Below are 13,495 nucleotides of genomic sequence, written 5' to 3'. Positions count from 1 at the left end.
AAACAGCTGCTTTATGATCATATTTTATTGTATTTAAGATGATTCCAGACCTGTTCCCGCTGCTGCAATTACATGGTCATCAATCTTTTTAAAAATGTCAGGGCTGTGTTTTCGGATTTTTATACGGACATATTTGGAAGCCGGCATATTAGCTCCATTTACTACATTATTGATGGAAACCAAAACATTGGTTTCAGGAAAATAAGTCATGGTGCTTTTCTGTGGGATAGGATATTTTACGACAATAAAAAGAGGAGCTATTCTTTCAATTCCATCATCATAATTGAAAAGGTCTACATGATCCCCTTCTTTGAGGCCAGCCTTCTCAATATCTTTTTCGTTCATCATGACAATCCTTCTTTCATTGAAAATCCCACGGTAACGGTCATTCAAACCATAAACAACTGTATTGAACTGATCGTGTGTTCTGGTAGTTCCCATCAGATATTCATCATCAGCAAGCGAATTGTCGGGTACAGCTGTTATATTGAAAGTGGCTTTTCCCGGGTAGAACTCACTGTTGAAGATCCCATCTCTTGGTCCGTTTGGAAGATAAAAACCTCCTTTCTGAACTACTCTTTTGTTATAATTTTCAAATCCCGGGATACATTGTTCAATATCATTACGAACGGCATCATAGCTATTTATAAATTTATCCCAATCTACCACAGAACGTTCTCCCAAAACAGCTTTTGCCATTCTGGCGGCAACATGCGTTTCATTGATGAGGTGCTTTGAAATAGGATCAAGAATACCTCTTGACCATTCCACAACACCCATTGAATTTTCTGTACTTACATGTTGAAGTTCTCCATTGATCATGTCTTTTTCACTTCGGGAAATTACCGGTAAGATCAAAGCTTCTTTTCCATGGATAAGATGGTTTCTGTTGAGTTTTACAGAGACAATCACAGACATTTCAAGTTTTCGCATAGCTTCAGCAGTAAAAGTTGTATCCGGTGCTGCCGAAAGGAAATTTCCGCCCATACAGAACATAAATTTCACTTTTTCCTGATGCATCGCTTTTAATGCGTTCACAACATCGTAGCCGCCTTCTCTGGGAACTTTAAAGCCATAATATTCTTCTAATCTGTCTAATTGTGCAGTGGTAGGATGATGGTTAATTAATAATGTCCTGTTTCCCTGCACATTGCTGTGACCGCGAACAGGACAAGCTCCCCCACCCTGAATTCCTATGCTTCCTTTCATTAATAGAAGATTCACAATATTATAAATCATTTCCACACCATTATGCTGCTGGGTAATTCCCATTCCCCAACAAATAATAATGCGTTTTTTTGAAGCAATCATTTGTGCGGCCTCCCTTAGATTTTCAATTGAAATCCCACATTCTTCCGATAAAAAATTAAGGTCATAGCGTTTCAATTCTTCAGCCAGTTCATTGAAACCTGCCGTCTTATTCATTATAAAATCCTGATCTAAAACTTTCCCCGGATTTTTAGCTTCTTCTTCTAAAACCAAAATCTGAAGGGCTTTTAAAAGTGCCATATCTCCATTGATTCTCACAGGAAGGTATAAATCTGACAACTCGTAAGGTTTATTCAGCAAAGCACGAACTTCCTGAGGGTTTTTAAAACCTTTTAATCCAGCTTCAGGAAGCGGATTGATGGCCATAATTTTCGCTCCGTTCTTTTTTCCTTTAGTCAAAGCTGAAAGCATTCGTGGTGAATTGGTTCCTGGATTTTGCCCTATGATCATAATCAGATCAGTATCATAAAAATCTTCCAGCTTTACGGTTCCTTTTCCAATACCAATACTTCTGGAAAGTGCATAACCGGAGGTTTCGTGGCACATATTGGAGCAATCCGGAAAGTTATTGGTTCCGAATTCACGGGCAAACAGCTGATATACCCATGTGGCTTCGTTACTGGTTCTTCCTGAGGTATAGAATATGGCTTCATTGGGAGAATCCAATGCATTTAATTTTTCGGAAATTTTGGCAAAGGCATCGTCCCAGCTTATTGACTGATAATGTGTTCCGCCTTTGGGCAAGTACATTGGCTCTGCAATTCTTCCTAACTGGCTGATTTCAAAATCTGTTAGTTTTGCTAAATCGTACACAGAATTTTCTCTGAAAAAATCTGCTCCTATTGTTTTTGAGGTCGCTTCTTCTGCCAGTGCTTTTGCACCGTTTTCGCAGTATTCACCTAATTTAGAACGTTCATCATCCGGATCCGGCCAGGCACAGCTCGGACAATCGAAACCGTCAAACTGATTCATACTGAAAAGTGCCCTTCCACCACGGAGAACAGAAGCATTTAGCACCAACTGGTCCAATGAATGGATAACAGCCGGAAATCCCGCTGCCCAATTTTTTGGTGGTTTCAGTTTCAAATCCAGCAATTTATAAGGAGGTTCTGCTGAAGGTAACTGACTGCTGTCCTCTTTTATTGTATTGAATTCATTTCTGTTTTCCATAATTTTTTAATTTTAAAAAAAATGAAATATTAGCATTTCAGGCTTGGATTAGGATAATTGTCGCTTTGATCTTCCAATGTATTATCAATGCATACAAAATCCTTTTCTATTAAAATTTTCACCAGTCCGGATAGTCCTTCAAAGCCTACTCTGTCTGTAGAAATCCATTCTGTGATCATTGTTTCTGGCATTTTCAGAACTATTTTATTTTCGATAAAAGCTGCAGAAAGTTCTGTATCATCAGTTCTTTCAATAGTATAAATAAACGGACGGTCTATAAATTCTGTGAAGCTTGAGATAGCTCCGTTCTTCCCTAATTCTGCAACCTCAGACTGTGTAAGACGAAATCTTACTGAATTGTCTTTAATTCTTATTTTCATAATAAATTTTCAATTTTAAAATGGCTTCCGTGATGGTAAATATTAAAACGGTTATCCCGGAGAAAGCCTAATAAAGTGATATCAAATTCTTTTGCAAGATCTACTGCCAGACTGGAAGGCGCTCCTATTGCTGCAACAATGGTGATTCCTGCCATAGCCGCTTTCTGAATAAGTTCAAAACTGGCCCTTCCGCTTAAAACCAGAATTTTATCTGTGAGAGGAAGCATATCTGCAGATAACGCATAGCCTATAAGCTTATCCAATGCATTATGTCTTCCAACATCTTCCCGTAAGGCAAGAAGACTGCCTTCCAAATTAAAAATACCGGAAGCATGAATACCTCCTGTAACACTGAAATTATTCTGAAAAGAGCGTAGTTTTTCAGATAATTGATAAATCATTTCAAGAGAAACAACTGTGTTTTCTTTTTTATGATGAAGAAAAGGGCTTACAGTACGTATAGATTCTATAGAGCCTTTTCCACACACACCACAACTGGAAGTTGTATAAAAGTTTCGGTCTGTTTTCTTGAGTTCAGGAGCAAAATTATCAATAAGCTCAACAATCACAACATTGTCACTGTTTCTGGAACATTGTAATTCCGGGTAATATATATTTTTAATTTGATTCCGACTGGAAATGATTCCTTCCGTAAATAAAAAACCTGCTGCCAGCTCCGCATCGTTTCCGGGAGTCCGCATGGTTACGGATATATTTTTAGATTCTTTTTGATCTCCAACAAGATATGAAACCCTTATTTCCAAAGGTTCTTCTATAGAAATATCATCTGTAAAGGGAAAACTGCTGTTTCCATTGATTTTGACAATTTCTATCTGCTTGACTGACTTATTGGATAACAGATCGGCTTTCATGATTTAATAACTGGTCTAGTAAAGGTACAAAATTTTATTCCTCAAATCAGGGATGTGCAGAAACCCATTCTTCTCCGTTTTCCAATATTTCTTTTTTCCAGATAGGAACAGTTTGTTTGATCGTCTCAATAATGTAACTGCACGCATCGAAAACAGCATTTCTATGTCCATCACTTACAACTATAATCACTGCAATATCTCCTGGAAACAAAATCCCGGTACGGTGGTGAATGACAATATTTTTTACTGAAAATAAAGAAATAGCTTGATCTGCAATTTTTCGCATCTCCTTAACGGCCATAGATTCATAGCACTCATATTCCAACCTGGTGACAGTTTTGTCTTTAGTATGATTTCGTACTGTTCCTATAAATGATGCAATTCCTCCACATGCCGGATCGGAAGCAAGGGTAAAACATTCCGAGATATCCAGTGGGTTCTCTGTTATTTTTATATCAATCATATCTGTTATCCACCGCTTACCGGAGGGATTATTGCTATTTCGTTAGAAACCGTTACAATCTGGCTGTCTTCTGCATATTCATCATCAACGGCAATAAAATAGGATTTCAATTTTTTCAGTTCCGGGAAATCTTTTTCCAGAAGTGTTTTCAGTGCTTTAACATCGGCACCTTCATCTATTTCTATTTCTTTTTCTGAGGTTCCGAAAATATCTTTCGTTATTCCGAATGCTAATATTTTGAGTATCATTTTTAATTTTAGCTGATTAATAATATTTTATTAAAACTCATACATATTGCAGAATATTAATTTTCTTACAATAATACTCATTTTTAAAGCTAAAATTGCCACGATCTTACGATAAACTAGTAGTTTATTTGAAAATTTTGCTGGTTGGGAAATAAAAAAATCCTGCAATTTAATTTTTGCAGGATTTATCAATCTTTTAGTGTATTCTGAAGACTTTATCAGTTACACAATGTGGAGAATACGGGATTCGAACCCGTGACCTTTTGACTGCCAGTCAATAATCCACTTTCCTCTATTTATTAATTAATCTAATTATCAATGAGTTAAATAATTCAAAAAAGACGAATATTTTAACCTTTTGATAGCTTAGTACACGATCGAGTACACGATTTTACACTGCTAAAATATTGATAATTTCCTATATAAAAAAAACTAACCTTCGTAAAGCAAAATAGTTTTAAAAGCCCCTTGCGTCACTTTTAAAAAAATACAACATTTTACATAAAATTATATACAACATTATATGTTATTTTATATATTTGTAGAAATAAAAATATCTCTGCGGCAACAGAGATAGTTAAAAGAATAAACGTTATGAATGTAAATCCTTATTTTTTAGAGAGCGAAGATAACAATTCTTCGAGACACATGCAAGGCAAAAGGAGGCTTGCAAATTATGATGGCTGTAGGTATGATTTAAAAGATATTTTACCTATGCTTTTTGAAGTATTTCAGATTGCAAGAGAGAGAACAAACGATGCATTAAAGCAATTTAAACCTGAAGCAAGATCTGGAAATTTAGAACCAAACATTCTTCAAAGTTGTTTTGCAGAAGAGCTTTTTTCCCGCTTTAAACTACAAGCATCATTTGGAAAGTATTTTAGAATAACTTTGAGAGCAAAAGGATATATTATTTTGTTCAAAAAGTTTTCTAATACGGGAAAGCCAATGAACATTAAGACGAAAAACGTTCAGAACATCAGCAATCAGAAGCAAACGTTAAGCTTATTTGCGATGGAAGATAGCGATTATCAGGATGAACCTATATTATTTTTTGGCTATAAAAAAGATCGTCTTAATCAAATAGTAGACCCCCAATTGATTTACCTTGACGAAGGTGTCATTAGATTTGCTATTCATCAATCTGAAATTACAATTCCTTTAACTCAGCCGAAAGAAATTAATAAGCCGCAACTTCGAGAGGAAAACAAACCTCGAATCAAAAAAAGTAATTAAGAGTGGAACTTCATCTACTTCTTATCCAAATAGTATAAAATGAATCATAAACAGTTAACTTTTGCTAGAGAATTTAGATCTCTGACGCAGACAGAGTTATCTAATGCAATCCCTGGTTTATCCCAGTCAAATTTATCGAAATTTGAGAAGGGTTTAAGTGTACTCTCAGAACAAGTTCAACAACGTATAATTACGTATTTGGATTTTCCTGAAGAATTTTTCACAAAGAGAATTTATAATAATTTAGAGCATGCTCATTATAGAAAAAAAGCAACAGTTCTGAAATCATCCATTTCTCTTTTTGAATCTCAATGTAAGATCATTGGATATGTTGTCGATCAAATGGCAACATTGATAGAATGGCCTGAGTTTAGGTTGCAACCGCTAAATGTTGAAGAAGGCTTTACTCCAAAATATATTGCAAATTACACTAGGAAAATTTTAGGACTTAAATCGGACGAACCTGTACGAGATGTGTTCTCCTTGTTGGAGAATGCTGGTGTTATAGTTTATGAAATTGACACTATAGATAAGTTTGACGGAATATCATTTATAACAGACAAAGGATATCCAGTTATTATAGTCAATAAAAATTTTCCAAACGATCGAAAAAGACGAACTTTAATTCATGAATTAGGTCATATCCTAATGCATAATGAAAATAACTATGCCATTTCAACTTATAGAGATGAAAAATGTAGAGAAGGAGAAACAGAAATTTTCACTAGTGAATTTTTAATGCCAGAAGATGAAATAGGTCGGTCATTGCAGTATTTAAGAATGGCTGATCTTTTACCATTGAAGCAGTACTGGCTTACAAGTATGGCTTCAATTATTAGAAGAGCAAAAGATCTAGGTTATATTGATAAGGATCGATACAGATTTTTTTCTATTGAAATGAGCAGAACAGGACAAAGCAAAAACGAAGAAGGTCCAGTGTATATTGATAAACCAAAGTATTTTAATGATGCTTTCTACCTTATTAAAAACGATCTTGAGTATAGCTATGAAGATTTATCAAAAGCATTTTCTTTACCGATCGATGTTTTAAGGAAAATCTTTTACTTCGATCAGCCATTTACGCTTAAAATAGTAAGATAATAAAAAAGCCCCGACATCCGGGGCTTTCTTGTTCTATAATTTAGGAGGTGTAATTTGTGTCTTCATTATTTTTAGAATTCACTATAGATATTTTGTAAGAATGGATAGCAATCCGAAGATTATTTATTTATGAATTTTTCCACTACCCTTGCTTTCCACTCGAGATATTCACTACTTTCCCAAATAGTGTTTAGTTCGTCTACGATGAATTCTACTAGTTGCAGGCATACTTCATAACATTTTAGAAAGTAATCATAATCGCATACTACTTTTTCATTTTCCAAAGCCCTTCCAAGCCCCTTTGCTTTACGAAGATATATTTCATTAACAATTCCATTATTATGCATATACAAATCTCTTGTGGCTTTTAATTCAATATAATTATTATACATTGCGAATTTACCAAGGTCAATACCTGTGAAATCCTTAAATTCTTTCGCGAAATCCTCCGGCGACTTGTACGTAATATCATTAATTATTCTTTTGAATAAATATCTTTTTAATTCTTCTAAAGATTGTGATTCAATTATGACTCCAGCATCAACTTTAATTTTGCTTCCAACTTTTGAAGGATATTTTTGAAGTATTTCATCCAAGACCTGTATTAATATACCTTCAACCATCGTAACCATTTTATACAATCCATCAATAGGCAACTCATCAATACATAATTTATTTAGAGTATATTTTAATTGACTCTGTTGGTACTTATATTCCGACTCCATTACTTCATCATTCGGATGTAAACCAATTGGCGTTCTTACTGTTATCACAGAGTCATTGCTTGCAACACTGATATTATCACGATAGTACGTAAATGCAGTCCTTGATAGCGCGATCCTTTCTCCAATGTCAAACATTAAAAGTCTTGATTCTCTTACTACTCGATATAATTTATTTCCAAAAGTCATAGTTGTTCGTTTTTCCAAATATAGCAAAAGTCTCCAATAAGAGACCGCCATACTCCATGGTTTGTTTTTACTTATCTTTTCTACCAGTCTTTACTGATTTCGTGCTTTTTGTTCGTGATTTCCTTAAGATCAATTATATTAAGCTACATATTTTCGCCCTTGAATCGGTTTAGTCTTCGACGGTAAGTAAATGGGTTTTTTCTATTTGGCTCGTAAAAACGGTATTGAATAGACCAATCATCTTTGAATTGGTAACTAGAAAGTCGGATCTTTTGCATCCGAAGTTTAAATTTTTCATGCGTATTAATTGTTACTATTTTTGTTACTGATTAATACGCTTCCAAAAAGTCTAAATATCTCAAATCCTTTGTGAAAAAGGATTTCCTGTAGTGGAGAATACGGGATTCGAACCCGTGACCTTTTGACTGCCAGTCAAACGCGCTAGCCAACTGCGCCAATCCCCCGTATCTTCTTTAATTACGAAGCGGGTACAAAAGTAAGTATTTAAATAATATATGCAACTATTTTGTGATTTTTATTTTATGAAAATTTGAAACGCTGAAAGAATAGAAATCATTTCATAAATCATAAATGTAAAGCTTGTGAAAAATAGAAATCAACCACACAGGAAAAAACCGGAAAATTTTGATTTATAAATTTTGAATACCCCTCAATAAAAAATCCCTCTTGACGAGGGATTGTATTTTAAAAATCTGGACATTCCATTGTATTTTCTTGCCAATAGCATTGAGGTATTGGGCTATTAGGGCAATGCATTTCTCTTTGTCCTGGTAAACATACCTTTTGACCCCCATTAATACTTCTCAATTCCTCCTTAGAGATTTTCTTTAAATTTTTCATGGTTTTGATTTTAGTTTAGGTCCAAATATAATCATTATTCCCTAACTAGAGATTTAAAATAAAAAAATAATCATTACGGATTACCGTAAACAATATACATTCTATAAAAGTATCTTAGAAGTATGAAAGAATTTATTAAAGACTGCCTATTTTTTCAAAGTTCAGACTGGCTTGTAAAACTAATCGGGATTATCACCTGGATATGTTCAATAGCATGGATTGTTCTGGTTTATCAGGTCTTTTTCAGGTAGTTATATATCTACTCCATAGAAACATCCGGGAATAAAAAGGCAGATATTGGAAAATGTAAAAGCGAAGACTAAAAGTTTTTCTTAGGTAAAATGGCAAAAAAAATTTCATCTAATATGCCAGAATAGCATTATATACCCATGCTACAATACCGTATATTTTTCATAAAATGGGGTAACCTTCGTCTTTACGATAATTAAAGTAACCAGATCATTACTTATGAAACAGGATATAGTCATTGTCCTGTACCATTTCTTTATTGTAAAAATTATCCAGTCGCCCTTTTCGATCAATTGGTACATCTTTTTTTTAAAATACCTTATAATATGGTCCTTCCTCTTTCCTTTTAATGAAAATAAGTTCTTCATAATCTTTGATAATCTTTAATAATTTTTAGTTTAACAAGTTTTTATGTTATCCTTATTTCATGGCTTAGTTTTATTATTCCAAATATAGTGAAATACAAGTCTAAACATTATGATTCAGATCATAAAACGTATGTTAAAATATCATAAATCCTTTATAATAGGGGATTTTTAATTACTGAGGATTGGTAAAGGGTTAAAAAAAACAAGTGAAAAATATGATATTTTTATTATAAAATTTTACTGAATATGGTTTGTTTTTTTGCTTTATGTTTTATAATAATTCATTATTATTTTACAAAATTTAAAAAATGCATAATGCACATTTAATAAAATTTCATAACAGAAGATATTTTATTAAAAATCAGGAATTCAGTAATAACAGATAAAAATAATTTGAGAGGCTCCCTAAAAAGGAAGCCTCTCAAGATATATTAAGACATTTGTGTATTGTCCATACAAGTTTGGGTTATCAGTCAGTTGCTGTCAGTTAAATAATGACAAGACAGAAGGATTTCCCATAAAAAATTTATATTTTCAGAACATAATTATAAATCAATATCACTATTGTTCTACTATCGTCAGGGAATTGTATGCTCCGCTGCCCGAGATATCAAATTGGCTTATTGTTCCGTCAAAAGCTACTGTAATCCAGGTAAAGGGTCTTAACCGGTCTCCTTTGTTCAAATAAACACTTACAGTACATGCAGAACCCACAGGCACAGCATTGGGACTGGCTCCTGTATCAGAAGCATATCCGTTATTAGTTTTTACCCTTTGAGTAATTGTACCTCCCGGATTTCTGACCTCCCAAATGGCTTCTGTCTGGTTATTTCCTCCGGTATTAACCTGACTGGACTGCAGTGCAAAAGTAAAGGTTGCAAAATATACTCCGGTTCTGGGAGCAACAAACTCTCCTGTTGCAGGGTCAAAATTGTTTGTAGGCACTCCTGAATCTGAGTCAAGTTTTTCTACCCAATTGGTTAAATAAGACGATCTACGCTGCACAATACCGGATTTGGTTCCTATTTCTGAAGGGGTTGCACTTTCAAACACATAGGTATCCTGAGTTACCTTATTGGCCATCACCACAATACGTGGTTTACCTTTAGGAAAAAAACTTACCCAGTTTATCCCATCAGAAAATTCTAAATAGCCTTTAACCCCAATAGCGGGACTTGCAACATACCTTAAAGCCCCTGCCCCAGCCTGGCTGGCCGTTTTATCTGTATTGCCTATCGCTACTGAACCATTATTTCCACTGCGCAAATCTACAGCAACCTTGGGGCTGGAAACCAATACTCCCAATCTACCCGTATTATCTATAACAACCTTCCCGGCATCAGTATTGATTTCAACGGGATTTGCCGGATTTCCTACTCCAAATCCTATTTGTGCATTAACATGGAACACTCCTAAAAGCAGAAGAGTGAACATTAAGGATGTTTCTTTGATTTTATATAGTTGTATCATCATGTTATTTTTATAGCTCACTAATACTTAAATTATTTAATTTCCCATCATTTAAGGTATTTCTTGCAGTACCTAAATTATGTTTAACACTGAATTTAATTGTGTTACCTGTCTTCAGATTGAAAATGGCATTACAGTTTCCACTAATAAAATTGCTTACTGCTCCTGCCTGAAATGCAGGATAAGAGTTTAATGTTTTAAATATGGGAATATTCTCAGCGCTCTGATTACTTTCAATTGCCGTTTCTATAAATGTATTTTTAGGGATGTTTCCACTCGCTAGCGTAATATTAAACGATACCAGATAAAATCCGTCTCGGGGAGCTGTAAAAGTACCATTGGAAGGATCAAAATCTCCATTGGGAACTGCTGTCCCTAAATCTACGGTCTCATTCCAGCCTGATATTGTGGTAGTTGTATTATTCCCAATACTTTGCGCAGAGGTTTTATTGGCATTCACAAGAGCCTTGGTTGGTGCCGTAAGAGGAAGAGCAATCCACTGTTCTCCATCTGAGTATTCTAAAAACCCACCTGTATTATAACGTATAGCACCTGCACCGGCCTCGACTGGTGTTTGCACACTTGTTCCCACCCCTATAATTCCTTTATTATCTGCAGAACGAAGATCAAGTTTGGTAATAGGATTCAGCAGTCCGATTCCCATGTTGCCTGTTGCGCTTACAACGATATCATTAGATAATTTCAAAGCATCCGGTGTATTACCGTTGTCTTTTGCAGCATCTATATGTAAAGTCTGTGCAGGGTTATGAGTAAAAATACCTACCTGTGCAAAGAGATTACCGGAGGAAAAACATAAAATATATGCAAGCAATGTATAGGGTAAACTTCTATTCTTTTTCATCATATTGAATTTTTTTAATGTTCGATAATTGTTAAATTATTAAACCCATCATCCGGATTAGTGGGATCTGTAGAATTACTTGTGACTCTGAGTGTAACGGCTCCGCTCGAAATGAGATTATGCCAAAGCCTCGTCACTACTTTTGTACCGGAACTTAACGTAAGGGTAACTGTACTTGATCCTCCGGCTTGTGTAGACCGGGTTGCATTAGCATCATCAGGAGTGCCTGTCATCGATTGTCCGAAGGTTTTATAAACACTCGCCAGAACAGTGTTTGTTGTGGTATTGTAAAACTGTGATTCAACCCTGGAACCATCATTAATGACTACTCCATTAAAATTATAAGTTAATAAAAAGGTATACGTACCATCGCGGGGAGCTGTAAAAACTCCTAAAGTGGCATCAAAACTATTGCTCATATCACGTACCACATTCCAATTACCAATATTGGTCGCAGAACCCTGTGTTATTGACTGGCTTGTAATTTTACGTGCCACTACAACCGACTTCTGAGGGGCAATATAGGCTTTACTCCACACAGAGCCATCTGATACTTCAATTTTTGCTCCTACAGGTGCATTGATGACATCGTACCGCACTGCTCCCGCTCCTGCCGAAGCTGCACTCATCGTAGTTGTATTTAAACCCAGAGCATTTTCCAGGCCCGCAGATCTCGTATCAAGCTTTACTTTAGGTTGAAGAACTCCCAGCCCTAAAAAACCTGTAGTCTTGTTGATAATAACATCGTTTGCGGCCTGGCTGGCTGTTGGAATTCCGGTGGCGACATTATCTCTGGCACCATCTACATGTAAAATACCTTGTGGATTTGATGTTCCTATCCCTGTTTGGGCAACAGCAGGAGAAAAAAAACCGTGTATTCCCACCACTATTACTATGATCATTTTTTTATTCATCTGTTTTATATTTTTTAAATTAGATCGGAAAGAGACTTTTCCATTTAGTAACCGTATTTCTGCTTAATTTAAAATGTCCGGCAAGTTGGGAATTGTTCAGCCGGTTCTTTTTCTGATATTCTAATATCTGATAAATCACAGATTTATTATAAGAGCGGTGCTTCTGGTTAAAAATGCTGTTTTCTTTAGAACTGTTTCTGAAAAGAAGCTCATTAAGGTCTATAATATCAAGTACCGTTAAATTTGATTTAGCTAATAAATGGCTGCATATTTCTTTTTTTTCCGGGAATTTTATGTTGATTATATCATTAAAAATTTTTTTATAATCAGGTGTGTTCTTCATGTAATTACTCTTTCTTTTTTGATTGTGCATATTTGTTCACCCATTTATACAAAGTAGATCTCGGAATTCTATACTCCTTTACGATTTGCATTTGTGTTTTACTTCCATTTTCAATTTGTTCCAAAATAAAGTCTACCATCTCTTTTGTGTATATATTTTTCCGGTATTGAGGAAGAGCGGTTTTCTTTTCAGGGTCTATTGAAATCGTTTGAGGAGCATAAAGGATCAGATACTGGGAATAAAGTCTGAAAAAATCATATTCCAGCAGTGTACTTAGTTTCAAGATTATTTCAGAATCCAAAGACTTTTCTGATAACATAGAGTTCAATTCGTCTTCTGTACATTTCAGAAATTTACATATCCGAAGTACATTGATGTTTATTTCTTCGATACGTTGTTTTATCAGAGACCCTATATGAATGTTTTTAAGGTCCAGGATCATAGCGGAAGGCTTTTAAAGTTATTTTTTTCATCATTCAGGTTTTTGTTTAGAGTTTTGTGTTCATACCAAAGGCTGCTTTATCCTTATATATTTAGATTTAATTTTTAAAATCCTTATCGGTGCATACAGCATTCTTCAATCGCAAATGTAGATGATTGGTATATGCCAAATAAATGTGTGTAGTAAGAAATTCGGTTTATATTACTGAAAAAAGATGCCTTAAGACATTCATATTATACTGCTATTTGACGTTCGTTAAACTTTTGTGATTGAGAATCTTTTTTGAACAATAAATACATACTTTTCATCAGCAATCCAGCTATCTTTTGATGTCTG

General features: G+C 34.8%; 14 protein-coding genes and 2 tRNA genes. 2 read left to right on the top strand and 14 right to left on the bottom strand.

The genetic code is table 11. The features are described 5' to 3' along the window. Nucleotides 1–33: 33 nt before the first annotated feature. The 6 genes from FW780_RS02745 to FW780_RS02720 form a co-directional block, all read right to left on the bottom strand. The gene (locus FW780_RS02745; protein WP_149832089.1) at nucleotides 34–2,439 is read right to left on the bottom strand and encodes an FdhF/YdeP family oxidoreductase; all 2,406 of its coding nucleotides are present in this window, start codon (nucleotides 2,437–2,439) and stop codon (nucleotides 34–36) included. 29 nt (nucleotides 2,440–2,468) lie between these two features. Then, nucleotides 2,469–2,819 carry a DUF7009 family protein gene (locus FW780_RS02740; RefSeq protein WP_149832088.1) on the bottom strand — a complete coding sequence of 117 codons (351 nt, stop codon included), beginning with the start codon at nucleotides 2,817–2,819 and terminating at the stop codon, nucleotides 2,469–2,471. Then, entirely contained in the window at nucleotides 2,816–3,691 is an 876-nt protein-coding gene (fdhD, locus tag FW780_RS02735; protein ID WP_149832087.1) for a formate dehydrogenase accessory sulfurtransferase FdhD, read from the bottom strand. The genes FW780_RS02740 and fdhD overlap by 4 nt, the downstream gene beginning before the upstream one ends. A 46-nt stretch (nucleotides 3,692–3,737) precedes the next feature. Then, the gene (locus FW780_RS02730; protein ID WP_149832086.1) at nucleotides 3,738–4,154 is read right to left on the bottom strand and encodes a molybdenum cofactor biosynthesis protein MoaE; all 417 of its coding nucleotides are present in this window, start codon (nucleotides 4,152–4,154) and stop codon (nucleotides 3,738–3,740) included. Between the two features lie 5 nt (nucleotides 4,155–4,159). Next, a complete protein-coding gene (locus tag FW780_RS02725; RefSeq protein ID WP_149832085.1) occupies nucleotides 4,160–4,402 on the bottom strand; it encodes a MoaD/ThiS family protein in 243 nt (80 codons plus the stop codon). Between the two features lie 232 nt (nucleotides 4,403–4,634). Further along, nucleotides 4,635–4,719, bottom strand: a tRNA-Ala gene (locus tag FW780_RS02720). A 277-nt stretch (nucleotides 4,720–4,996) separates the two neighbouring features. On the opposite strand from FW780_RS02720, the gene FW780_RS02715 reads away from it, so the two are divergent. Together FW780_RS02715 and FW780_RS02710 are read left to right on the top strand one after the other, a co-directional pair. Then, nucleotides 4,997–5,638, top strand: a complete 642-nt coding sequence (locus tag FW780_RS02715) for a hypothetical protein (RefSeq protein ID WP_149832084.1) — start codon at nucleotides 4,997–4,999, stop codon at nucleotides 5,636–5,638. Nucleotides 5,639–5,677: 39 nt separating this feature from the next. After that, nucleotides 5,678–6,739: a helix-turn-helix domain-containing protein gene (locus FW780_RS02710; protein ID WP_149832083.1), complete on the top strand. Its 1,062-nt coding sequence runs from the start codon at nucleotides 5,678–5,680 to the stop codon at nucleotides 6,737–6,739. A gap of 119 nt (nucleotides 6,740–6,858) precedes the next feature. Here FW780_RS02710 and FW780_RS02705 read toward each other — a convergent pair whose 3' ends face one another. The 8 genes from FW780_RS02705 to FW780_RS02670 form a co-directional block, all read right to left on the bottom strand. Further along, nucleotides 6,859–7,650, bottom strand: a complete 792-nt coding sequence (locus FW780_RS02705) for a hypothetical protein (RefSeq protein WP_149832082.1) — start codon at nucleotides 7,648–7,650, stop codon at nucleotides 6,859–6,861. Between the two features lie 390 nt (nucleotides 7,651–8,040). Beyond that, nucleotides 8,041–8,114, bottom strand: a tRNA-Ala gene (locus tag FW780_RS02700). A 241-nt stretch (nucleotides 8,115–8,355) separates the two neighbouring features. After that, nucleotides 8,356–8,511, bottom strand: a complete 156-nt coding sequence (locus FW780_RS22750) for a bacteriocin-like protein (protein ID WP_407643672.1) — start codon at nucleotides 8,509–8,511, stop codon at nucleotides 8,356–8,358. A 1,178-nt stretch (nucleotides 8,512–9,689) separates the two neighbouring features. Further along, nucleotides 9,690–10,601 (bottom strand): complement C1q domain-containing protein, encoded by a 912-nt coding sequence (locus tag FW780_RS02690; RefSeq protein ID WP_174774440.1) that lies wholly within the window; start codon nucleotides 10,599–10,601, stop codon nucleotides 9,690–9,692. A gap of 7 nt (nucleotides 10,602–10,608) precedes the next feature. Beyond that, complete coding sequence (locus FW780_RS02685; RefSeq protein WP_241676827.1) at nucleotides 10,609–11,463, bottom strand: complement C1q domain-containing protein; 855 nt, start codon at nucleotides 11,461–11,463, stop codon at nucleotides 10,609–10,611. A gap of 11 nt (nucleotides 11,464–11,474) precedes the next feature. After that, nucleotides 11,475–12,362 carry a hypothetical protein gene (locus FW780_RS02680; RefSeq protein WP_241676826.1) on the bottom strand — a complete coding sequence of 296 codons (888 nt, stop codon included), beginning with the start codon at nucleotides 12,360–12,362 and terminating at the stop codon, nucleotides 11,475–11,477. A 31-nt stretch (nucleotides 12,363–12,393) separates the two neighbouring features. Then, a complete protein-coding gene (locus tag FW780_RS02675; protein ID WP_149832080.1) occupies nucleotides 12,394–12,717 on the bottom strand; it encodes a helix-turn-helix domain-containing protein in 324 nt (107 codons plus the stop codon). Nucleotides 12,718–12,721: 4 nt separating this feature from the next. Next, the gene (locus FW780_RS02670; RefSeq protein ID WP_317131555.1) at nucleotides 12,722–13,159 is read right to left on the bottom strand and encodes a helix-turn-helix domain-containing protein; all 438 of its coding nucleotides are present in this window, start codon (nucleotides 13,157–13,159) and stop codon (nucleotides 12,722–12,724) included. Nucleotides 13,160–13,495: the final 336 nt, after the last annotated feature.

The sequence above is a fragment of the Chryseobacterium sediminis genome (assembly GCF_008386505.1).
GTDB lineage: Bacteria > Bacteroidota > Bacteroidia > Flavobacteriales > Weeksellaceae > Chryseobacterium > Chryseobacterium sediminis.
This window is presented reverse-complemented; position numbering and strand designations above follow the sequence as displayed.

Excerpts from the sequence above, each read along its gene's own strand:
- FW780_RS02745 (WP_149832089.1), bottom strand. The coding sequence starts at position 2,439 with ATGGAAAACAGAAATGAATTCAATACAATAAAAGAGGACAGCAGTCAG.
- FW780_RS02740 (WP_149832088.1), bottom strand. The coding sequence starts at position 2,819 with ATGAAAATAAGAATTAAAGACAATTCAGTAAGATTTCGTCTTACACAG.
- fdhD (WP_149832087.1), bottom strand. The coding sequence starts at position 3,691 with ATGAAAGCCGATCTGTTATCCAATAAGTCAGTCAAGCAGATAGAAATT.
- FW780_RS02730 (WP_149832086.1), bottom strand. The coding sequence starts at position 4,154 with ATGATTGATATAAAAATAACAGAGAACCCACTGGATATCTCGGAATGT.
- FW780_RS02725 (WP_149832085.1), bottom strand. The coding sequence starts at position 4,402 with ATGATACTCAAAATATTAGCATTCGGAATAACGAAAGATATTTTCGGA.
- FW780_RS02715 (WP_149832084.1), top strand. The coding sequence starts at position 4,997 with ATGAATGTAAATCCTTATTTTTTAGAGAGCGAAGATAACAATTCTTCG.
- FW780_RS02710 (WP_149832083.1), top strand. The coding sequence starts at position 5,678 with ATGAATCATAAACAGTTAACTTTTGCTAGAGAATTTAGATCTCTGACG.
- FW780_RS02705 (WP_149832082.1), bottom strand. The coding sequence starts at position 7,650 with ATGACTTTTGGAAATAAATTATATCGAGTAGTAAGAGAATCAAGACTT.
- FW780_RS22750 (WP_407643672.1), bottom strand. The coding sequence starts at position 8,511 with ATGAAAAATTTAAAGAAAATCTCTAAGGAGGAATTGAGAAGTATTAAT.
- FW780_RS02690 (WP_174774440.1), bottom strand. The coding sequence starts at position 10,601 with ATGATGATACAACTATATAAAATCAAAGAAACATCCTTAATGTTCACT.
- FW780_RS02685 (WP_241676827.1), bottom strand. The coding sequence starts at position 11,463 with ATGATGAAAAAGAATAGAAGTTTACCCTATACATTGCTTGCATATATT.
- FW780_RS02680 (WP_241676826.1), bottom strand. The coding sequence starts at position 12,362 with ATGATCATAGTAATAGTGGTGGGAATACACGGTTTTTTTTCTCCTGCT.
- FW780_RS02675 (WP_149832080.1), bottom strand. The coding sequence starts at position 12,717 with ATGAAGAACACACCTGATTATAAAAAAATTTTTAATGATATAATCAAC.
- FW780_RS02670 (WP_317131555.1), bottom strand. The coding sequence starts at position 13,159 with ATGATCCTGGACCTTAAAAACATTCATATAGGGTCTCTGATAAAACAA.